Raw genomic sequence first — 19,576 nt, 5'->3', positions numbered from 1 at the left:
AATGATTAAAGTCGAAAAACTGACCAAACGATACGCGGGAGTCACCGCGATTAACAACCTCGACTTCGAGGTAGAAAAAGGTGAAATCGTCGGCTTCCTCGGGCCGAACGGCGCGGGCAAAAGCACCACGATGAAAATCCTGACCGGCTATCTGCCGGCCACTTCGGGAAGCGCCTCCATCGCCGGCTTCGATGTCTTCGAGCAATCCATCGAAGCGCGCAAACGCCTCGGCTATCTCCCCGAAAATACGCCGCTCTACACCGACATGCGCGTGAGCGAGTATCTGCGCTATCGGGCCAACCTGAAAGGAGTCGCCGGCCGCAAAGTGCGGCAAGCGGTGGGCGACGTGCTCGAGCTTTGCAACCTCCGCGAAGTGGAGCACAAACTCATCGGGCGCTCTCCAAGGGGTATCGTCAGCGCGTGGGCCTGGCCGATGCGCTCGTCCACGACCCCGCCCTGCTCATTCTCGATGAACCGACCATCGGCCTCGACCCGAACCAGATTCGCCAGGTCCGCGAGTTGATCAAAAATCTCGGCGGCAAGCGCACGGTGCTCATCTCCACGCACATCCTGCCTGAGGTGGAAATCATGTGCTCCCGCGTGATCGTGATTCACAAGGGCAAGATTCGCGCGAGCGACACGGCGGAGAATCTGCTGAAGAACCAGCGCACCGCGGGCAGCATGCGCATCGAAGCGAAAGTCGGCAACGACAACGCGACGGCGGACCTGCTCAAGCTCCCCGGCGTGAAAGACGTCGTCGCGGAAAAAGACGGCGACTACACGCTCTTCCAGGTGCGCCTGGAAGCGAATACCGATCCCAGCGAAGAAGTGATGAATCTCGCGATGACCCGGCATTGGGGCGTCCGTGAGCTGACCCGCCGGCGGACCACGCTGGAGGATGTCTTCGTCGAGCTGACGCACGCCGACAGCTAACTCATTTCCTCTTAATCTTAATCTTACTCCTAATCTTAATCTCCATCCCTGCGAGCGAGAGTAAGATTACGATTAAGATGGAGAACCCTCTCTCACCCTTTTCCCATTTTCCAACTCACCCCTTTAATGAAAACCTTTTTCACCTTATTCGGTCGCGAGGTTAAATCCTTCTTTTACTCGCCCATCGCCTACGTGGTGCTGTTCTATTTCCTGCTCCTGTCGGGAGTGAACTTCTGGTACCAAATCTCCGTCATCAACGGCTACCCGGTGGAGCTCACGCTCGTGGAGATCGTCTTTGCCCAGGCGCTCTTCTGGTTCCCGTTCATCCTCAGTTTCCCGCTCATTACCATGCGCGTTTATTCCGAGGAATTTCGGATGGGCACACTCGAGACATTAACGACCGCGCCAGTGCGAGATTGGCAGATTGTCCTCTCAAAATTCTTCGGCGTGCTCTTCTTCTACTGCATCCTCTGGGCGCCGAATTTCATCTCCTTCGCGGTCTTCCAATATGTCACCGGTCATAACGCCGCCACCGCGGCCGGGGCGTATTATACGACCTTCCTGCTCCTCTTCCTCATGGGCATGTTCTTCTGCTCGGTGGGCTGCCTCGCTTCGGCGCTGACCAAGGACCAGATCATCGCCGCGACCATCTCCTTCAGCGTCATCCTCATCTGCGTCTTCCTGCCCTTCCTGCCCATGGTGATGAATATCAACCACCCCGGCCATCCGCGACATCTTCTCCTACTTCTCGCCGACCGGGCATATGGATGATTTCACCAAGGGCATCATCGATTCCCGCCCCGTCGTCTGGTACGTCTCCATGACGGCCCTGGTGACTTACCTCACTCTCCAGGTGTTCCAATTCCGCAAGTGGAAAGCATAACCGGCGGACATCACTCCTAACTCCACACTTTTCTCATGGCTAACTCCTCCACTCCCGAAGCCGCGCCGAAAGAATCCTCGTCGAAAGTCGTCCGGATTCATCGCTTCCAGATCGGCGTCAACGTTCTCATCCAGGCCCTGGTCATCATCGGCATCGTCCTGATGATCAATTACATGAGCTTCCGTCACTTCAAGCGCTGGGACTTCTCCCGCGAACACAAGTACGCGCTGAGCTCGCAGACCAAGAATCTGCTCAAGAGCCTGAAAAAGCCGGTCAAGGCGACCGTCTTCTTCTCCAGCGCCGCGGAAATCGCACCCGACGTGAGCAGCCTCCTGCGCGAATACGAATACGCCTCGGATAACAAGTTCAAGACCGAGGTCGTCGATCCCTATCGCAACCTCAGCCGCGCCCAGGATCTCCAGGGCAAATACAAATTCGGCGCCAACGAAAACATCGTGATTCTCGACATCGACGGGAAGAGCAAGTTCGTCAATGCCGCCGACATGGCGGACTTCGAAATGCCCGACCAGATGTCGATGATGATGGGCCAGCAGCAACCGAAGTTAAAGGACTTCAAGGGCGAGCAGGCCATCACCAGCGCGCTGCTCGAACTCAGCGAAGGCAAGCCGAACAAGGTCTACTTCCTCGCCGGACACGGCGAACCGGACCTCAAGTCCCAGGATCTCAATGTCTTCAACGAAGCTCTCAAACGGCAGAACATCCAGATCGCGCCGCTCAATCTGCTCAACGTCAGCAGCATCCCGGAGGATGCGCGCGCGCTGGTCATTTGCGGACCGAAGTACGACTACTCCGAACTGGAGATCAAGCTGCTCAACGACTTCTGGGAAAAGCACGGCCGTCTGTTCGTGCTCCTCAATCCCTTCGCCAAGACCGACCATCTCTCCGCCTGGCTGGGCGCACAGGGCGTGGTGCCGCAGGATGATCGCATCCTGCGCGTGGGCAAGGCTTTGAAACTCGACGACTCGGGTGCCCCGCAAATCACCAATGCGGTGATCGGCAACCCGTCGTTCGACGTGATCGACAGCCACACCAAGATCACCAAGGACCTCGAGGACGTGAGCAAGCAGATGCTCGGCGTGACGCAATCGCTAAAGGTCGACCAGGCTCGCGAAGTGATCGCCAAGGTCCGCGTCACCCCCATCCTGAAAGCTGGCGAGGGCTTCTGGGGCGAGACGGATTTGAGCGGCAACGATCAAAACGTTTCGTTCGATCCCGCCAAGGATCACAAGGCGCCGCTCTATATCGCGGTCTCCGTGGAAAAGGGCGGCGTGGAAGATCAGCGCGTCAAAGTGGATACCTCGCGGATGTTCGTGGTGGGCAACGCCGAGTTGCTCACCGCCGGCGCCTATCGCATGTCGGAAGGCGTCTCGGTCGACCTCACGGTCAATGTCTTGAACTGGTTGCTCGATCGCGAGGAACTCATGGGCATTCCGCCCAAGGAAAAGAAGAGCGTCACGCTCGCCTTTGATGAGAAACAACTCCGCAGCCTGGCCATCGCGGTCGTGGGCATCATCCCCTGCATCGCCGCATTCTTCGGACTCATCAACTGGTGGATGCGCCGCTCCTAAGCCTTCGTTCTCTCTTTTCTCATGAAACTGAAAAACACGCTTATCCTCGTTATCGTGGCGGCCGCGATTTTCGCGTTCATCCACTTCTTCGAAAGCAAGCAACCGACGACCCAGGAATCCACCGCGAGTGCCGGTCGCGTGGTGCAATTTGATCGCGACAAGATCACCGGCATCACGATCAAGAATACCGACACCAAGATCGATCTGCACAAGAAAGACGGGGCGTGGTTCCTCGATGCGCCGATCAAGGATCACGCCGATTCCATGGCGATCAATCAGCTGTTCACCACGGCGGAAGCGCTGAAGTCCGAAGAAGCCATTCCCACCGACAAAGGTGACGGGAAGGACATGCTGAAGGAATTCGGGCTCGCGAATTCCGAGACGCGGCTGACTTTCACCGGCGGCGACAAGCCGGTGGAAATCCTCATCGGTAAGGATGCCGCAGTGGAAGGCAAGGTTTACGCCCGGGTCGAAGGCTCGAAGACGGCGCATATCATCAGCAACGATCTGAAGAACCAGATCTCGAAAAAAGTGGACGAGTTCCGCGACCACAAGCTGACCAATGTGGTGACCACGCAGGTCGACAAGTTCCTGCTCAAGACTTCGACGGGCGAGATCGAACTCGACAAGAAGGATCAGCACTGGTCGCTGGACAAACCGTTCAAGGCGCGGGCCAACGATCAAAAGGCCGGCGACCTCGTCTCCGAGATCGCCAACGCACAGGTCGAGTCCTTCGTCACAGACACTGCCAACCTCGCGACCTATGGGTTGCAGGAACCGCGCGGCACCGTGACGCTGACCACTGAGGGCAGCAAGGAACCGGTGGTCGTGCAAATCGGCAAGGCGGTGGAAAAGGAAAAGGACAAGATCTACGCCAAGGTCTCCACTCGCGATGTCGTGCTCGTCATTCCCAAGTCGCTGGAGAAGCTCCTCCTCACTACGCCCAATGAAGTGCGGGACCGCAACCTGGTGCGCTTCTCGCCCGATATCGTCGACCGCATCAATATCGAAAGCCCCGGCAAGGAGAAGATCGTGCTGGCCCGCAAAGGCGAGACGTGGGTGCGCAAGGCGGATGGCAAGGATGTGACGATCAATTCCGCGGCGGCGGCCAAGCTGCTCACCGAATTGCAGACCGAGCAGGTCACCAAGTTCGTGGCGGATGTGGCCACCGATCTGCCCAAATATGGGCTCGATCAGCCGCAGGCCACGGTGACGCTCAGCTCCTACTCCTCGGAGAATACCGCGGAGACGAAAGCCGGCGAAAAGCCGATCGTCTCGATCCTCTTCGGTAAAGTCGAAGGCGACGACGTCTACGCCAAACTCGATGACGAAGTGTTTGTCGTCAGCATCCCGAAGAGCTTCCTCGGCTACGCAATGACCGACCCGCTGCAATGGCAGGAACTGACGATCTTCAAGAACAAGGCTGAAGACGTGACCAACCTCGAAGTGGCGCGCGAGGGGCTGCCGACCCTCACGCTGGAACGCGACAAGGACAAGAAATGGGTGCTCGCGAAGGGCGACGGCAAGGTCAACCAGATCAACGTCGAGTCCCTGGTGAATACTCTGTCCACCCTGCGCGCGGTGCGTTGGATCGGCGCCACCGCTCCCGATCAAGGGCTGGCGCAACCCCAGGAGACGCTTTCCTTCAAGACCACGAGGGGCAGCGGCAAGCTCCAGCTCGGTGGGGTATCTCCGGACATGCTGACCTACGCCTCGGCGGAAGGGCTGACTGGCACCTTCGGTCTGAGCAAACCGGATGTCACCGCCATGGAGTTGCCGCTGCTCGAAGGAGCGCGCGCCACTCCAGCGCCGGCACCGGGTACGGCCACTCCGCCGCCATCTGCAACATCCGCCCCGGCGACGGCCCCGGTCACCACCACTCCGGCGCCAGCCCCCGCAGCCACGCCTGCGACACCCGCGCCGGCGCCAGCGACGCCGCCCGCGCCGAAGGATACTCCGGAGCCAGCGCCAGCCAAACCGGAAAACGGCTCGGCCCAACCGGCGGCCCCCACCCCCGCAACTCCGCCAGCTCAACCGGCCAACCCACCGAGCGCAGACCCTGCCACCTCGACGGCCCCGGCGCCCACCGCACCAGAGAAGGCGGACAAAGCAGAGAAATAGCGCTTTCCAACGGAAGCGATCCACTCGACAGAAAAGCTCCGAAGGGCACCGAGAAATCGGTGCCCTTCATTTTTTGTGAGGGACTGGCGCCAGCTGGAAAAGCGGGGCAAGACCAGATGCATCGCGGAGCGATGCTGTGCCTGTAGCCGTGGACTTTAGTCCACGGAGTCCGATCGCAAAGGCCTCCTCGCGGGAGCGACGTCTGCCTTCTCGCCTCCTGTTTCTTGCCGCAAACGTCGCTCCGCGACGGCCCATGGCGAAACGTTTCCGTGGACTAAAGTCCACGGCTACAGGCAAGTATCGCTCCGCGATAGGCGGCACCGGCGTCGTATATATACCCCGAGTCAGTGTCGCTTCGGTCTGACGGTCATCACACGTCCTTCTCAAACCCGCCGCGCCGTGTACAGCGACACGATCCCCCCGCTCAGCGGCTCGCACAGCGGCTCCTCGAAACCCGCATCCTCCAGCATCACGCACATGGCCGGCCCCTGGGGGAACTGTTCGATGGAGTCGCCCAAGTAGTCGTAAGCCGCCTTTTTCCCGGTCAGCAGCGCCGCTACCCGGGGGAGGACGTGGTGCAGGTAAGGACGGTAAATCCACCGCAACGGAGGCAGCGGGACAGAGAAATCGAGGATCAACACATGGCCGCCGGGGTGTAAAATTCGTCGCATTTCTGCGAGTGCGCCCGGCCAGGAGGCCATATTGCGGAGACCGAAGGCAATCGTCACCGCATCAAAGGCGGCGTCAGAAAAGGGCAGTTGCAGCCCATCGGCTGCAACCAGGTGCTTCAATCCCTTCCGGCGCGCGACTGAGAGCATTGGCGGGCAGAAATCCGCCCCGATGACCGACGCCTCCGGGCAAGCGCGCCGGAGGGTTAGCGCCAAGTCGCCGCTCCCTGTAGCAAGGTCCAAAATCCGGCCCGGCTGCCATCCGCGGATGAGCCGCGCGGCCCGCCGTCGCCAGAGAAAATCCAGCCCCCCACTGAGAAGGTGATTCGCCAGATCATAGCGGTCGGCAATTTCGCCAAACATGGTCTGGACGAACTGGCTTTTTTCTTCAGCAGGTGGTAGAGCAGAGGTCATCGGGAATTCTAACTATTGGGAGAAACCGGGTGAAAGGCATAACACATGCTCCATTTTAATCCGCCCATTTTTCCGGGGAGCTTTGGCGACCCCGGCGTGCCGCGCGTACCATGACCAACGATTACCTCAGCAAAGCCAAAGTCCTGATCGTCGATGACGAGCCGGCCAATGTGCGTTTGTTGGAGCGTATTTTGGCCCTGGCGGGCTGTCATCAGGTGCGTTGTACCACCGATCCGCGCCAGGCGCTGCCTCTCTTTTTGGAAGTGGAGCCGGACATCGTCCTGCTCGACCTGAACATGCCGTATCTGAACGGCTTCACCGTCCTCGAGCAACTCAAGGCGGCCATTTCCTTGGAGGACTATCTCCCAATTTTGATTCTCACCGCTGATATTACGGTCGAGACCAAGCGCAAGGCCCTGACCAGCGGCGCCAAAGATTTCCTCACCAAGCCCCTCGACCACGCCGAGGTCGTCCTGCGTATCCAAAACCTCATCGAGAACCGCTTCCTCCGCCAGAGTATGCAGCGGCACAATCTCGACCTCGAGCGGCAGGTGCGGGAGCGCACCGGCCAGTTGGAGGATACCCTGCACGAGCTCCGCACCACCCAGGAGCAGATCGTGAAACAGGAGCGCCTGCGCGCCTTGGGCATGATGGCCGGCGGCATCGCCCACGATTTCAACAATGCGCTGACCATGATGCTCGGTTACGGCGAACTGCTGCATCCCTGGCTTGAGCAAAACGGTTCCAAGCGCGAGATTACTTACCTCGACCATATCGTCTCCGCGGCGCAGGACGCCTCGCACGTCGTCAGCCGTCTGCGGGAGTTCTATCGCCCGGCGGAAGACAACGAAATCCGCCTCCCCGTCGACCTGAACGAAGTCGTGGAGCGCGTCATTTCCCTCACCTCGCCGAAGTGGAAAGGCAAGAGCCGGGCGGCTGGGGTGCAGATCGAGGTGGTCAGCAATTTGGACAAGGTCCCGCCGGTGGCCGGCAACGCCGCCGAACTGCGCGAAGTCCTCACGAATCTCATTTTCAACGCCGTCGACGCCATGCCACAGGGCGGAACGATCACCCTCTCCACGACGTCGGACGTCGACTCGGCCGCGGTCACCATTACGGATACCGGCATCGGCATGACGCCCGAGGAGCGCGAGCGCTGCCTCGAACCGTTTTTCACCACCAAGGGCGAGCACGGCACCGGCCTCGGTCTGTCGGTCGTCTACGGCATCGTGCAGCGCCACAAGGGAGCGATCGAAATCACCAGCGAGAAGAACGCCGGCACCACTTTTGCGATCCGCTTCCCGGCGACGGCGGAAGTCGAAGCCGCGGTCAAACCGCAAATCGCGCGGCTCGACCGCACGCTGCGCGTGCTGGTCGTCGACGACCAGGAGGTCATCTGCGAATTGATCGCCGAGTATATGCACGGGGATGGACACAGCACGGCCTGCGCCTATCGCGGCGATGAAGCGCTGAAGCTCTTCCAAAAGGGTACTTTCGATCTCGTCATCACCGATCAGGCGATGCCGGTGATGAACGGGTCGCAGCTCGCTGTCGCCGTTAAGCAACATGCGCCGGAGATCCCGGTGATCCTGCTAACGGGTTTCGGTGATGAAATGCTGGCCTTGGGCGGCCGTCCACCCGGGGTGGACCTGGTGCTCGGCAAGCCGATCAGCCACGCGGAATTGCGGCAGGCGGTTTATCAGGCGTTCACCGCGAGTAAGAAGCTGGCGAGCGTGGCCTGAGCGGCTGGCTCGGGGACTGATACGCTTTTCTTGGGATCGATAGGATCCGCCTCTCCTCCACGAGGCCGCCGTGCTTTTTAAAAAGCACCTCCCGATAGATTCCTGTCCCACAAAACGCGCGCTTGCGTCACTCATCCACAAACCTTTGATGGCCATGGATGATTCCCCCGCCCACTGACGCCGAGACGATCCACCGGCAGCTCGAAGCCTTGCATGACGAAAGTTTTGCCTGGGCGTTGGTTTGTGCGGCTTACCAGCCATCCGAGGCCGAGGATATTTTGCAAATGACCTACCTCAAGATTCTCGACGGCAGTGCGCGTTACGAAGGCCGCTCGGCTTTCAAGACGTGGCTGTTTGGCGTGATCCGCCTGACGGCACTCGCGCATCGCCGCCGCACGCTGTGGGGATGGATGCGCCGGGCGTCGGTGGAAGAAGCCGCAGCGCAACCAGCACACGACCCAGCGCCGGATGCAGCGACCGCGCGAGGCGAGACCATCCGGCAAGTACAGGAGGCGTGTCTCCGCCTGCCCGGGCGCCAGCGGGAGGTCTTGATGCTGGTGTTCCACCATTCCCTCGGGCTGGACGAAGCCGCGACGGTGATGGGCGTATCGCCCGGCTCCGCCCGCAAACACTATCAACGCGCGAAAGAAAGTCTCCGCGCCAGTCTCGGCAGGACATTTGCCCAGCCATGAATCCGACAAACGATCCTCACGAAGACGAACTGCGCGAACATTTGCGCACTTGGGGCCGCGATGCGGAACAGCGATCCCCGGCATTTCACGGCGTGTGGCGCCGCGCGCAGCAATCATTGGTGCAACGCCAGACCGGACCGCGATCATGGCCAATGGGTTGGGCACTGGCCGCAGCGACCACGGTGATTTGCGCTGCGGCGATCGTGTGGATGCATCATCCCTCTCCGCAAGCTCCCGTCGCGGAGCAGCCCTTCGTCGCCGCCGGCGCGGCTCTCGCAACCGCGTCCACTTTCGATCCAACCGCCCCCACCGATTTCCTGCTTACTGCGGCCAATGGCTCCGACACGCCGTCGGTGCCGGAACTCACTCGCGAGATCAACGCGTTGCTCACTCCTTGAACTTCTTCGCCTTGTCATGAAGACCCAATCCTCACGCCATCACCGAAGCCTTTTGCTCGCAGTCCTGGCTCTTTTCGCGCTGCCCTTCCCACTCTTGAATGCCGCACCGTTCACGGCGCGCAACCTTCCTGCCCTCATGCCCTCGCCGGAGTCGGCGTTGCAACACGCGACGGAGATCGAGCTCACACCGGATCAGCGCAAGAAACTCGAAGACGGCATGAGTGATCTGGGAACCGTGGCCACGAAATTCACCACCACGGTGCAGCGCGAATCGGATGCCCTCGCGGAAATCCTCGGCGCGGACAAGCCGGATGAATCCGCGGCGAGCGCGCAATTTGAAAGCCTGCTCGCCGCGGAAGCCGAACTGAAACGCGTTCGTTTGACGATGAGCCTGCGCACGCGCGAAGTGTTGACAGCGGCGCAACTGCAGAAACTGCAGTCGTTACAAAATGCGCGTTCATCGCGGCGAGCAAGCCCGCCCGCCGACCAGGAACTCGCCGCGAAAATGGAGCGCGTGAAAGGACTCATCGAGCGTGCCCGGCAAGCAGGCCTCGACCTTTCGTCGATCCGAACCATGTGGAAACGCGTGAACGATTTCACGCAGGACGGGAAAACCAGCGAGGCCAGCCAGGTGCTCGATGACGCCGCGACCGATCTCGAGAACAAACTTTCCGCCGCACCCGTCGGTCCCCCTCCATCACCGACCACTCCCCGGTCGCGGCGATAGAGCCTGGCCCGAAAAAGCGAAACCCCAGGCTTAAAGCCTGGGGTGGTGCTCACGAGAGGACTCGAACCTCCACGGGTTGCCCCATACGGTCCTGAGCCGTACGCGTCTGCCAATTCCGCCACGTGAGCTTTGGCTACCTCGGTCGCCGGTTTCCCGGCAACGGGAGCGGCACATTATGCGGCCTCCGTAAAAGCGCAAAGAGAAAAGTGCGGGAAGTGTGAAATAGACGAAAATCCCCGCCTTAGCTGATGCGCATCGGCATCAGGACGTAGAGGAAAGGGCTCTGGATCTTGATCACGCCGGGGCTCATCTCGTCGATCATGTCGAGATAGACCTCATCATTCGTCAGCACCCGCAGCGGGGCCTGGAGGAATTCCGGATTGAAGGCGATGGAGAACTCGCGGCCCTTGTAGGCCACGGCAAGCGACTCGCGCGCTTCGCCGACGTCGGGCGTATTCGCCGCGATCTCGATGTTGTTCTTCGTGAAGACGAGCTTCACCGAGTTCGACTTCTCGCTGGAGAGCCAGCGCCACACGATGCACAGCGTTGGAGGAACAATTCGCGCTCGAGCGTGACGCGTTCCTTGGCTTCACCGGGAATGACCTGACGATAATTCGGGTAGTTGCCCTCGATGAGCTTGGAAGCGAGCAGCGTGTCGCCAATCTGGAAGGCGACCTGGTTCTCCTCGACGCTCAGGCGGACGTCCCCTTCGTCGCCCAGCAGGCGTCCGAGTTCGGTGACGGCCTTGGTCGGGACGATGATGTCCACTTCCTGGCTGCGCGGGAATTCCACTTCGAGATCGACCAGCGCGAGGCGGCGGCCATCGGTGGCCACGAGCGTGACCTTGTTCTCCTTGAACGAAAACAGGATGCCGTTGAGCACGTAACGCGTCTCATCGGTGGAGATGGCGTAGGACGTCTTCTTCAACGCATCGCGCAGCACTTGCTGGCCGATGGTGAAGGTGCGCGCGTCCGTCTGCTTGGGCAGTGGCGGGAATTCTTCTTCGGGCAGACCGAGGATCTTGAAGAAGCTCTGTCCGCAACGGATCGAGGCAACGTTCTTCGAATCGACTTCGACGATGATCTCCGCCGCGGGCAATTCACGCACGATGTTGAAGAGCCGGCGCGCGGGTAACGTGGTGGCGCCGGGCTTTTCGACCTGGGCAGTGATCGCACCGCTCACGCCGACGTCGAGGTCGGTCGTGGTGAGGCGCAACTGATCGCCTTCAGCCTGGAGCAGGACGTTGGAAAGGATCGGGAGCGTCGTCCGCGTACTGACCACATTTTGCACAGTCTGCAGGCCTGCGAGGAGCTTCTCTTTGCTGACGCTAAATTTCATAGGGGACAGGAATGCGTCTAGATGAATGATTGCGCGTGGTGACGCAACCATTTTTCCCAGTGTGATGAACGAATTTTCAGGCGCGGTGCTGGCGGTTAACGCGTAAGCTGGCTCTCGAGGAACGACACGATCTGCCGCGTCCGCTCGTCTTTCGTCATCTTTTCTCGCACGAGACGGTGCGCGTGCAGGACGGTGCCGTGGTCGCGGCCACCGAAGGCTTCGCCGATTTCGTTGAGCGAAGTTTTCGTGAGTTCGCGAGCGAGGAACATGGCGATCTGCCGCGGGAAAGCGATGTTCGCCGGGCGGCGCTTGCTGGTCATATCCGCCAAACGCACGTCGAAGTGCTCGGCGACCCGCTTCTGAATCTGGTCGATGGTGATCGCGCGGCGCGCTTCCTCATGGAGGATGTCCTTGAGCAGGTGTTCGATCTTTTCCATGCCGGGGAGGCGGCCATGGCTGAGCGACACATATGAAGCGACCCGCATGAGCGCGCCTTCGAGACGGCGCACGTTGGTGCGAATGCGCGCGGCGAGAAACTGGATGATCTCGTCATCGAGCTGGATCTCCACGCTCTGCGCTTTCTTGCGCAGGATGGCCACGCGGGTCTCGATGTCGGGGGCCTGGAGCTCGGCCGTGAGCCCCCACTCGAAGCGCGACACGAGACGCGTTTCGAGGTTGGCGATTTCCGATGGCGGACGATCGCTGGAGAGAACGATCTGCTTGTGACCGTCGAAGAGCGTATTGAAGGTATGGAAGAATTCCTCCTGCGTGCGGCCTTTGTCGGCGAGAAACTGAATATCGTCGATGAGCAACACGTCCGCCTGGCGGTAGCGTTTGCGGAATTTGATCAGCGTATTGTTCTGAATCGCGTCGATGAACTCGTTCGTGAACGCTTCGCTGGTGATGTAGACGACCTTGCCTGGTTTGCGCTTCGAGAGAATCGCGTGGCCGATCGCATGCATGAGGTGGGTTTTGCCGAGACCGACTCCACCGTAGATGAAGAGTGGATTGTAGGTGCGCGCCGGGGCATCGGACACCGCCTTGCACGCGGCATGGGCAAACTGGTTGTTCGTGCCGACGACGAAGGAATCGAAGTTGTTGCGCGGATTGAAGCCGCTCGTTCCACCCGCGGGCATCCTGGGCTCCGCTGGCTCCGCTTTCGGCTTCTGCGCAGGCGTCAGCACCTTCGGCGGAGGCGCGATCTTCGTCTCGTCCTGATAGACGTAGTGAATGTTCCGCGGACTGCCAAGGACCAGCATGACCACACTTCGGAGGTGAGCCTGGTAGTTATTCTCGATCCACAGTTGAAAGATGCTGTTCGGCACCCGCAACGTGAGTGTTTTTTCGTCAAGTTCCACAGGCTCGATATCGCGAAACCAGCGGTCGTAAGAGTCCGCGCTGACTTCGGTTTTGATCTGAGCCGTGATCTCTGCCCAGAGGGCGTTCAAACCAGCAGAATCCAGTGATTTATCCACAGCAGTTAACGTCATTTACAATTAGTAACTTGGGTTCGGGAGGCTGGCAGCGCACGGAGGCGTGCCAGGGGGGGATCAAGCAGCCGTTCTCGTTGAGGTGAAAACGGACCGCTCGTGTAAATCGTTGAAAATAACCACGTTATAATCCGCAAACTTGTGGAACGCCGATTCCCACTGCATCGCGAGCGCAGCGGCTCCGCGAGCCAGGCTGGGAAGCGGAGCGACTGAAGAGATGAGGTTTTCGGGGATCTTGTTCACAAGTTATTCACAATCAGGGTTGTTCTTCCCTGCCGTGCGGCGTGAGAGTAATTTTCGGGGAAAACCCGGACAAGAAAATTTGCCCGAATTGCCGAAATATATTTTCCGAAAAACGTGAGTTTGGGGTTGACCCAGCGGGACGTGCCGAAAACACGGGGCATGGCAGTCGATAGTGTTAGTTACGCACACGTATCACTCGTTATTGGCGATCCTTTTTAACGCTGCCGCATCCGTCCGAAAACAAAGCGCGACGGCGAAAGTGACGACCGTGCCGAAGGCAATCCGCCAGGGAAATTCGATGATCGGCAGCCACGCGGGCGGCGTATACATCTGCGTCCCGAACATCTTCGCCACGTCGTTGGGCAGATTGCTGAGGACGGCCACGACGAGAAAACCGAGAAGCATGGCGAGGAGGTTGCCGTGGCAATTGCCGCGCGTGCGCGTGGTCATGCCCACGAGGAAGACGCCGAGCAGCGAACCGTAGGTGTAACCGAAGGAGCCGAGGACGATCGGGATGATGCGAATCTCGGGATGCGTGAGCTTCACCCAGGCCGTGCCGACGCCCACCGCCGCAAGCAGGACCGCAAAGGCCGCCGTGCTCCAACGCGCCGCGACCATTTGCTCGTACTGCCCGGCGCCGCGCCGGAAAAGGCCGACGTAGAAATCACGGGTGAAACTCGTGGCCAGCGCATTCAGCGCCGTGCTCAGCGAACCCATCGCGGTGGCGAAGAGGCCGGCCGCCATCACGCCGCGAATCCCAACGGGGAGTTCGCGCAGGATGAAGTTGACGAAATAGTCGGTGGTCGGACGCCGCCCGGCATTCTCCGGCAAATGGTAATAGACCCAAAGCAACACGCCGATGAGGGTGAAGCTGAGTGCCACGGGAATGTCTGCGAGGCCGGATAAAATGAGGCTGCGGCGGCTGCGCCGGACGTCGGGCGCCGTCAACATGCGCTGCACCATGTCCTGGTCAGTGCCGTGCGTCGCCATGGTTACGAAGACGCTCGCGAGAAAGGCGGAGAAGACGGTGTATTCCGTCTCCAGCACCTTTTTAATGTTCCCCCAAATGCCGATTTCGGCGCGCTTCACCGGATCCCGCTCGATGCCGGAGTCCCAAAAATTCAACGCCGTCTTCGCCACGTCTTCCGACTCCTCCTTCACACTCTCCGTGGCCTTCTCGCGGGCCTCGGCCTCGGTGAGTTTGCCGCCCGAGCGGTTCAGGAAATCCTGCGTGCGCGCGGCGACGACCTCCGCATCGACGGGCGCCGTCTTCACCTCACGCGTGACGACACTCCAGCCGCCGACGGCGTGCCACAGCATCCACATCGCATAGAACATCGCGCCGAACATGAGCACGACCTGCATCAGGTCGGTCCAGACCACGGCCTTGATGCCGCCAAAGGTGGTGTAGACGGCGGTGATGAGGACGAGAACGCCGACCGCGCCGACGTAGAGGAACACCTCCTGGCCCGGAGTGGGATGGACATCGCGGATCAACTGCCAGGCCACGACGAGCAGAATCGCGGGCACGTACATGCGCGCGCCGCTGGCCAGCACGCGGGTGACGATGAAGAGTAACGAGGACGAGATCTTCGTGGTATGGCCGAAGCGGGCGTCGAGGAACTCGTAAATCGAAACCACGCGCAGCTCGTAGAAGCGCTGGATGAAAAGGTAGGCGACGATGATCCGCGCGAGAATGGTGCCGATGGCGAGCTGGCCGTAGGTGAAGTTTCGCAAGCCGTAGCCTTCCCCCCGGCGTGCCGAGGAAAGTACCGGCGCTGACTTCCGCGGCCATGATGGAAGCGAGCACTGCCCACCACGGGATGTTGCGGTCGCCCACAGCGAAACCTTCCATCGAACGCTCGCCCCTCCCCTTGTACAAGCCAATGCCAATGACGAGAGCGAAGTAAGCCAGGATGACAAGGCTGTCGAGGATCCAGGGATTGAACATAACGGAGCGCGGCCAGCAGGCGCGTTTTCCCGCGATGACGCCAGCAGAAAAAACGGGGAAGGGAAAACGCGAAGGCGAAACGCGCTAGACGCGCGATGCTTCCAGCGGCGCAACCACGCTCACGTTCTTGATCATCACCTTCGAATTCCGCGCGCTGGCGTCGTACTTTTTGCGGCGCTCGGGCGGCAGGATGTCGGGCGTCGATTCAGTGTAGCCACCCTTTTGCTGGAAATAATTGAAGGTCTGCGTGGAGAGCGCCATCACCTGCTTGACCCCTTTTTCCGCCGCGAGTTGCTCGGCGTAATTCATGAGCTTGCGACCGTAGCCCTGGCCCTCGTGATTTTTGTGGACGTAGAGGCAGGCCAACTCCGCGATCCCCTGCTCGGCGTAAACGTGCAACGCCACGCAACCGACGAGATTACGATCGACCTCCAGCACGTGATAGTCGTCCAGATGCGCCAGAATATCCGCGCGTGTCCGTTTCACGAGTTCTTCGCTGTCCACGGATTGCCGGATGAGCGCCATGACCGCGCGCACGTCCTTTTTATAAACGCGCCGGATCTGTTGGTACTCGTTCGAGTAAACCATGGTGCCGATGCCTTCCTGGCTGAACACCTCGCTGAGCAACGCCTCGTCTTTCAAGCCGTTGAGCAAATGCACCCGCGGCACTCGCACCAGCCGGCAGGCCTTCACGGCATGCTCCACCTTGGAAATCAGCCCGGTCTCGACCAGGCCCGTGCCGCGATGCTTCTTCACGAAGTCCTCGGCTTCCGCAATCGAAAGCGTCCCCACCAGTTCGCCATCCACCACCACACCATCGTAGGCGGAAAGGTAGAGAATCTTGATCGCCCCCATGGCCTCGGCGACTTCGAGGGCGACGGAATCCGAGTTCACCCGGAACGTCTTGCCCTCGCCGTCGTAGCCGATCGGCGGAATGACCGGAATGATTCCTTCGTTGAGGAAAAGGTGCAGCGACTTCGTGTCCACGCGCTCGACGCGGCCGGTATTGAGTTGATCGACCCCGCTCAAAATGCCGGCGGGATGCGCGATGATCGCATTTGAATAGACGGCCCGCAGGTCGACCGAAGTCAGACCTTGCATCACTTCGCCCATCACGTTCGTCACCGCCTCGAGGCCGACCTTGAGCGTCGGCTCATCGGTGATGCCGGTACCATCGGCATTCGAAATGGCAACCCCGCGCTCCGCGGCGAGTTGCGTGATCTGCATCGCCGCGCCATGCACCAGGATGACCTTGATGCTCAGCGAACGCAGCACCGCGAGGTCCAACAGGATGTTGGCGAAATTCGGAGACGCGACGATCTCGCCGTCGATCGCGACAACGAAGATGCGCTCCCGGAATCTTGGGACGTATTGCAGGATGCCGCGCAGGTCGGAAACTTTCATCAAATCAGATGATGCGACAAAACGACAATTCGCGCCGGGAGCAAAGCGGAAAACGAGGATTTGCGCTCCACTTTAAGTTCTCTGAAAAAAAATCCGCTCAGTTCCGACATGAAATCCGATGGATGTTGGACGACAGCTCCCCTTGCAGGCAATGAACTCCAGCAGCATCAATCGCATCCTCGTGGCAGAAGACCATTACGTCTCGCGGCATCTCCTCGAGCGCAATTTGCAGAACTGGGGTTTTGAGGTGATCTCGGCGCAGGACGGCGCGGCGGCGGCGGAGATTTTGGAAGGCCCGGAGGCGCCGTCCATCGCGATTCTCGACTGGATGATGCCGCGCATGGATGGCGTGGAAGTGTGTCAGCGCATCCGGAAAAATCACAAGAACCCGTACATCTATCTGCTCATGCTCACGGCCAAGAGCCAGAAGGATGAAATCGCCACGGGCCTGGACGCGGGAGCGGATGATTACGTCATTAAACCTTTCGACCCCGATGAACTTCGCGCCAGGTTGAAAGTCGGCCAACGCGTAGTGGAACTCGAGCGCACCTTGGAAAAGCGGGTCAAGGACCTGGAAGCCGCACTCGCCGACGTGAAGCGATTGAAGACGTTGTTGCCGATCTGCATGTACTGCAAAAGCGTGCGCGATGATCAGGACTACTGGCGGCAGATCGACGAATACATCTACACCGAGACGGGTACGGACTTCTCTCACGGCATCTGCCCGGCGTGCATGGAGAAGATCGCCAAGGGGCAATTGATGTAAGCGGCTACGACGCTGGCGCGTTGTGGAGGGGGTTGCGCCAACCGTCTTTTCCAAAGGCCCAACGCGCTTCCCAAAAATACAGGCGTCTGACGCAGCCGCCTCTACCACTTTGGGTTTCTCGACGATCACGTCGCGCTAAAATTCCGGCTCCAACTGGTCGAGGTACTGGCCAATTGGACCTTTTTGCTTTTTGTCCTCCGCGGACAGCTCGTCAACGGTCTTGAGATAGTTGTCGAACGCGCCGCTCATCGTCTTCATCTGCGTCGCTTCGAACCAGTTGAGATAGTCGGCGATATCGGAAGTCCGTTTCAAAACCAGCGTGCGGTAATCCTCCACCTTCGCCAACCGATCGCGGACGCCTCGGGTCTTGCCGCGGGAAAGCATCGCGAAGATTTGTTCGTAGTCCGTCAGCACCGGTCGCAAGAGCGCATTCGCCCGCGTGCCCAGCGCGATGACTTCCGCATGGCGCGCGGCCAGCGTGGTCTTGCTGGAAGGCAGCTTCATGAACTGCGTGTAATCGCCGACGGCGAAAGTCTTCTTCGTCCCTTTCTTGTCGACCACGAATTCAATCTGCAACAGTGCCGCCAGCGACTTGTCGGTATCGGTCACCGTGAGACCTTCGAAGCGATCCGCCGCAGCGTAGCGCGCGAGATTGACCATCCACCATTTCTGCAGCGTCTCCGGGCTGCTGGCCACTGTGGGAAACTCCTTCGCCAGCAACGCCATCGGGTCGCCATCGCTCTGCGGCCAGGCGCGGATGAAATGGGCGAGGTTCGCATGGCCATCCGGCTGCTCGACCAGCATCTGCAAGAGTCCCATCGCCAGGGCGCGATCCACGGCGAGGGCCGTTGGACTGAGCTCTTCCGGCTTCTCGATCAGAAATTTCTCAATCGGCGGCAAATGATTCGTCTCCACCAGCCGCCGGAAAAGATTCGCATCGATCCCGGCGTCACGCCGCCGTCCCATCTCGATCAATCCCTCGACCACCCACCAGGGCGCTTCGACATAGTGCGTGCCGCCGTACACACGCGCGCCCCGATAGGAATACTCCAGCAGCACCGCCCGGAGCAGCAGCTTCGGCAAATTCACCGCCGCCGGATCGTTGCCGATCTTCACATTGAGCTCGATCTTCTGCCCCGCCGGCGTATCCACCAATCGCAGCACCGGTGCCGGCGCTTGCCCATCGGCCGTGGAGGCGCGTTCCAACGTGACGACAATCGGCGTTCTCCACAGGCCAACGCCGCCGAGGAGTTCCTTCACCTGCGCAGTCAGGTCATCCGCGTAGCTGGCCACGCGCTGTCGCAGGCGGACATCCGGACTATAAACGATAAACTGCTTGGTCTCACTGATGCTCCGCTCATGCCAATCGACCGCGTGCGCCGGCAGGCAAATCGCCACCAGCGCCGCTGCCAGTAATGGCAGGGAGCGACGCCTCATTTCGCGGCGTTGAGACCCTTGGTAACCAGATCGATGCGGCCCTGCTGGATGGAGACACTCAACATCCTGTCCATCTGCTTGCGCTCACGCGAGAGCGAGTCCCAAACGGTGCCGAAAGCCCAGTCCCCGTATTGCATGAGGATCGGGTCCAGATTGAGCTTGCCGAAGGCGCCGCCCACGATGGTCGGGATCAATTTCCCGTCCTTGACCTCGAGCTTGTAGTCGATGCGCGAGTAGGTATCGAAGCCGAAGGAGTTCTGCTGCGAATAAATACGAATCACCCCCGGCACGCACGCGACGTAGACCTGCGACACGTCCACTCCGGGAATCGCCGTCGGCTTCCGGTCCCGGAAGACCCGTTGCTTCATGTAATGGTTGATGTCGTCATCGCTCAACGAAAGGCGCACCGGCGTGGGCGAGTTGACCGCTTCCATCATGTCGCTGCTCACCATGCGGATGTCGTCCGTTTTCTTCAGTTCCGGCAGGTCCCCCGGCTTCTGGATGGCCAGCAAAATGCAAGCAAGCAGGGCGGAGAAGAACGCTACCTTGATGAGCGTCTTGACCTCGCGCCCGAACGACCCGGATTTCGGGTTGGTCATCTTCGCGATGCGTTTTTTGACCTTATCGGGGTGTTCCTGAGCCGTTTCGGCAGCTTTCGGGAGAAGAGAGCGGTCGAGCTTCGAGCCGCAATTGTGGCAATAGACGCGTTCCGGCTCGTTATTGTAACCGCACTGCTCGCAGGGGAGGCTAGGGGTGGGGGCAGAAGGGCTGTTGGGCATG

Annotated in this window: 17 protein-coding genes, 1 tRNA gene and 1 pseudogene; 10 read left to right on the top strand and 9 right to left on the bottom strand. The window is 60.1% G+C overall.

Features of this window, described 5'->3' with window-relative positions:
- Position 1: 1 nt before the first annotated feature.
- The 5 genes and pseudogenes from CFE428DRAFT_RS39715 to CFE428DRAFT_RS11105 all read left to right on the top strand — a co-directional run.
- A pseudogene (locus CFE428DRAFT_RS39715) lies at positions 2-420 on the top strand (ABC transporter ATP-binding protein); the annotation flags it as partial.
- 99 nt (positions 421-519) lie between these two features.
- Positions 520-933, top strand: a complete 414-nt coding sequence (locus CFE428DRAFT_RS38870) for an ATP-binding protein DrrA1-3 family domain-containing protein (RefSeq protein WP_006979626.1) — start codon at positions 520-522, stop codon at positions 931-933.
- A 126-nt stretch (positions 934-1,059) separates the two neighbouring features.
- Complete coding sequence (locus CFE428DRAFT_RS33435) at positions 1,060-1,704, top strand: ABC transporter permease (protein WP_006979625.1); 645 nt, start codon at positions 1,060-1,062, stop codon at positions 1,702-1,704.
- 147 nt (positions 1,705-1,851) lie between these two features.
- Positions 1,852-3,405 carry a GldG family protein gene (locus tag CFE428DRAFT_RS11110; RefSeq protein ID WP_006979623.1) on the top strand — a complete coding sequence of 518 codons (1,554 nt, stop codon included), beginning with the start codon at positions 1,852-1,854 and terminating at the stop codon, positions 3,403-3,405.
- A gap of 21 nt (positions 3,406-3,426) precedes the next feature.
- Positions 3,427-5,526 (top strand): DUF4340 domain-containing protein, encoded by a 2,100-nt coding sequence (locus CFE428DRAFT_RS11105; protein WP_006979622.1) that lies wholly within the window; start codon positions 3,427-3,429, stop codon positions 5,524-5,526.
- 383 nt (positions 5,527-5,909) lie between these two features.
- Here the strand turns inward: CFE428DRAFT_RS11105 and CFE428DRAFT_RS11100 are convergent, their stop codons facing one another.
- Complete coding sequence (locus CFE428DRAFT_RS11100) at positions 5,910-6,608, bottom strand: ubiquinone/menaquinone biosynthesis methyltransferase (RefSeq protein WP_083805090.1); 699 nt, start codon at positions 6,606-6,608, stop codon at positions 5,910-5,912.
- 110 nt (positions 6,609-6,718) lie between these two features.
- Here CFE428DRAFT_RS11100 and CFE428DRAFT_RS11095 point away from each other — a divergent pair, with 110 nt between their 5' ends.
- The 4 genes from CFE428DRAFT_RS11095 to CFE428DRAFT_RS11080 all read left to right on the top strand — a co-directional run bounded on the left by CFE428DRAFT_RS11095 (position 6,719) and on the right by CFE428DRAFT_RS11080 (position 10,167).
- On the top strand, positions 6,719-8,350 hold the full coding sequence (locus CFE428DRAFT_RS11095) for a response regulator (protein ID WP_006979620.1): 1,632 nt from the start codon (positions 6,719-6,721) through the stop codon (positions 8,348-8,350).
- Positions 8,351-8,508: 158 nt separating this feature from the next.
- Positions 8,509-9,042, top strand: a complete 534-nt coding sequence (locus CFE428DRAFT_RS33430; RefSeq protein ID WP_006979619.1) for an RNA polymerase sigma factor — start codon at positions 8,509-8,511, stop codon at positions 9,040-9,042.
- Positions 9,039-9,440, top strand: a complete 402-nt coding sequence (locus CFE428DRAFT_RS11085) for a hypothetical protein (RefSeq protein WP_042724776.1) — start codon at positions 9,039-9,041, stop codon at positions 9,438-9,440. The genes CFE428DRAFT_RS33430 and CFE428DRAFT_RS11085 overlap by 4 nt, the downstream gene beginning before the upstream one ends.
- Positions 9,441-9,456: 16 nt before the next feature.
- Positions 9,457-10,167: a Spy/CpxP family protein refolding chaperone gene (locus CFE428DRAFT_RS11080; RefSeq protein WP_006979617.1), complete on the top strand. Its 711-nt coding sequence runs from the start codon at positions 9,457-9,459 to the stop codon at positions 10,165-10,167.
- Between the two features lie 43 nt (positions 10,168-10,210).
- Here the strand turns inward: CFE428DRAFT_RS11080 and CFE428DRAFT_RS11075 are convergent.
- The 6 genes from CFE428DRAFT_RS11075 to argA form a co-directional block, all read right to left on the bottom strand.
- Positions 10,211-10,295, bottom strand: a tRNA-Leu gene (locus CFE428DRAFT_RS11075).
- Positions 10,296-10,408: 113 nt separating this feature from the next.
- Positions 10,409-10,702: a beta clamp domain-containing protein gene (locus tag CFE428DRAFT_RS38865; protein ID WP_006979616.1), complete on the bottom strand. Its 294-nt coding sequence runs from the start codon at positions 10,700-10,702 to the stop codon at positions 10,409-10,411.
- On the bottom strand, positions 10,663-11,505 hold the full coding sequence (dnaN, locus tag CFE428DRAFT_RS11070; RefSeq protein ID WP_006979615.1) for a DNA polymerase III subunit beta: 843 nt from the start codon (positions 11,503-11,505) through the stop codon (positions 10,663-10,665). Before dnaN ends, CFE428DRAFT_RS38865 begins: the two co-directional genes overlap by 40 nt.
- A 95-nt stretch (positions 11,506-11,600) precedes the next feature.
- Entirely contained in the window at positions 11,601-12,995 is a 1,395-nt protein-coding gene (dnaA, locus tag CFE428DRAFT_RS11065; protein ID WP_006979614.1) for a chromosomal replication initiator protein DnaA, read from the bottom strand.
- Between the two features lie 435 nt (positions 12,996-13,430).
- Positions 13,431-14,975, bottom strand: coding sequence for a sodium:solute symporter family transporter (locus CFE428DRAFT_RS11055; RefSeq protein WP_006979613.1), 1,545 nt, complete (start codon positions 14,973-14,975; stop codon positions 13,431-13,433).
- A gap of 298 nt (positions 14,976-15,273) precedes the next feature.
- The gene (argA, locus tag CFE428DRAFT_RS11050; protein WP_006979612.1) at positions 15,274-16,593 is read right to left on the bottom strand and encodes an amino-acid N-acetyltransferase; all 1,320 of its coding nucleotides are present in this window, start codon (positions 16,591-16,593) and stop codon (positions 15,274-15,276) included.
- Positions 16,594-16,744: 151 nt separating this feature from the next.
- Between argA and CFE428DRAFT_RS11045 the strand changes: the two genes are divergently transcribed.
- On the top strand, positions 16,745-17,359 hold the full coding sequence (locus tag CFE428DRAFT_RS11045; RefSeq protein ID WP_006979611.1) for a response regulator transcription factor: 615 nt from the start codon (positions 16,745-16,747) through the stop codon (positions 17,357-17,359).
- Between the two features lie 135 nt (positions 17,360-17,494).
- Here the strand turns inward: CFE428DRAFT_RS11045 and CFE428DRAFT_RS11040 are convergent, their stop codons facing one another.
- Both CFE428DRAFT_RS11040 and CFE428DRAFT_RS11035 read right to left on the bottom strand, forming a co-directional pair.
- The gene (locus tag CFE428DRAFT_RS11040; RefSeq protein WP_006979610.1) at positions 17,495-18,796 is read right to left on the bottom strand and encodes a hypothetical protein; all 1,302 of its coding nucleotides are present in this window, start codon (positions 18,794-18,796) and stop codon (positions 17,495-17,497) included.
- The gene (locus CFE428DRAFT_RS11035) at positions 18,793-19,575 is read right to left on the bottom strand and encodes a zinc ribbon domain-containing protein (protein ID WP_006979609.1); all 783 of its coding nucleotides are present in this window, start codon (positions 19,573-19,575) and stop codon (positions 18,793-18,795) included. The genes CFE428DRAFT_RS11040 and CFE428DRAFT_RS11035 overlap by 4 nt, the downstream gene beginning before the upstream one ends.
- Between the last annotated feature and the right edge of the window lies 1 nt (position 19,576).

This window comes from Chthoniobacter flavus Ellin428, assembly GCF_000173075.1.
Taxonomy (GTDB): Bacteria; Verrucomicrobiota; Verrucomicrobiia; order Chthoniobacterales; family Chthoniobacteraceae; genus Chthoniobacter; species Chthoniobacter flavus.
The sequence above is the reverse complement of the archived record's forward strand: the minus strand, read 5'-3'. Positions and strand labels throughout refer to the sequence as shown.

Excerpts from the sequence above, each read along its gene's own strand:
- CFE428DRAFT_RS33435 (WP_006979625.1), top strand. The coding sequence starts at position 1,060 with ATGAAAACCTTTTTCACCTTATTCGGTCGCGAGGTTAAATCCTTCTTT.
- CFE428DRAFT_RS11110 (WP_006979623.1), top strand. The coding sequence starts at position 1,852 with ATGGCTAACTCCTCCACTCCCGAAGCCGCGCCGAAAGAATCCTCGTCG.
- CFE428DRAFT_RS11105 (WP_006979622.1), top strand. The coding sequence starts at position 3,427 with ATGAAACTGAAAAACACGCTTATCCTCGTTATCGTGGCGGCCGCGATT.
- CFE428DRAFT_RS11100 (WP_083805090.1), bottom strand. The coding sequence starts at position 6,608 with ATGACCTCTGCTCTACCACCTGCTGAAGAAAAAAGCCAGTTCGTCCAG.
- CFE428DRAFT_RS11095 (WP_006979620.1), top strand. The coding sequence starts at position 6,719 with ATGACCAACGATTACCTCAGCAAAGCCAAAGTCCTGATCGTCGATGAC.
- CFE428DRAFT_RS33430 (WP_006979619.1), top strand. The coding sequence starts at position 8,509 with ATGATTCCCCCGCCCACTGACGCCGAGACGATCCACCGGCAGCTCGAA.
- CFE428DRAFT_RS11085 (WP_042724776.1), top strand. The coding sequence starts at position 9,039 with ATGAATCCGACAAACGATCCTCACGAAGACGAACTGCGCGAACATTTG.
- CFE428DRAFT_RS11080 (WP_006979617.1), top strand. The coding sequence starts at position 9,457 with ATGAAGACCCAATCCTCACGCCATCACCGAAGCCTTTTGCTCGCAGTC.
- dnaN (WP_006979615.1), bottom strand. The coding sequence starts at position 11,505 with ATGAAATTTAGCGTCAGCAAAGAGAAGCTCCTCGCAGGCCTGCAGACT.
- dnaA (WP_006979614.1), bottom strand. The coding sequence starts at position 12,995 with ATGACGTTAACTGCTGTGGATAAATCACTGGATTCTGCTGGTTTGAAC.
- argA (WP_006979612.1), bottom strand. The coding sequence starts at position 16,593 with ATGAAAGTTTCCGACCTGCGCGGCATCCTGCAATACGTCCCAAGATTC.
- CFE428DRAFT_RS11045 (WP_006979611.1), top strand. The coding sequence starts at position 16,745 with ATGAACTCCAGCAGCATCAATCGCATCCTCGTGGCAGAAGACCATTAC.
- CFE428DRAFT_RS11040 (WP_006979610.1), bottom strand. The coding sequence starts at position 18,796 with ATGAGGCGTCGCTCCCTGCCATTACTGGCAGCGGCGCTGGTGGCGATT.
- CFE428DRAFT_RS11035 (WP_006979609.1), bottom strand. The coding sequence starts at position 19,575 with ATGCCCAACAGCCCTTCTGCCCCCACCCCTAGCCTCCCCTGCGAGCAG.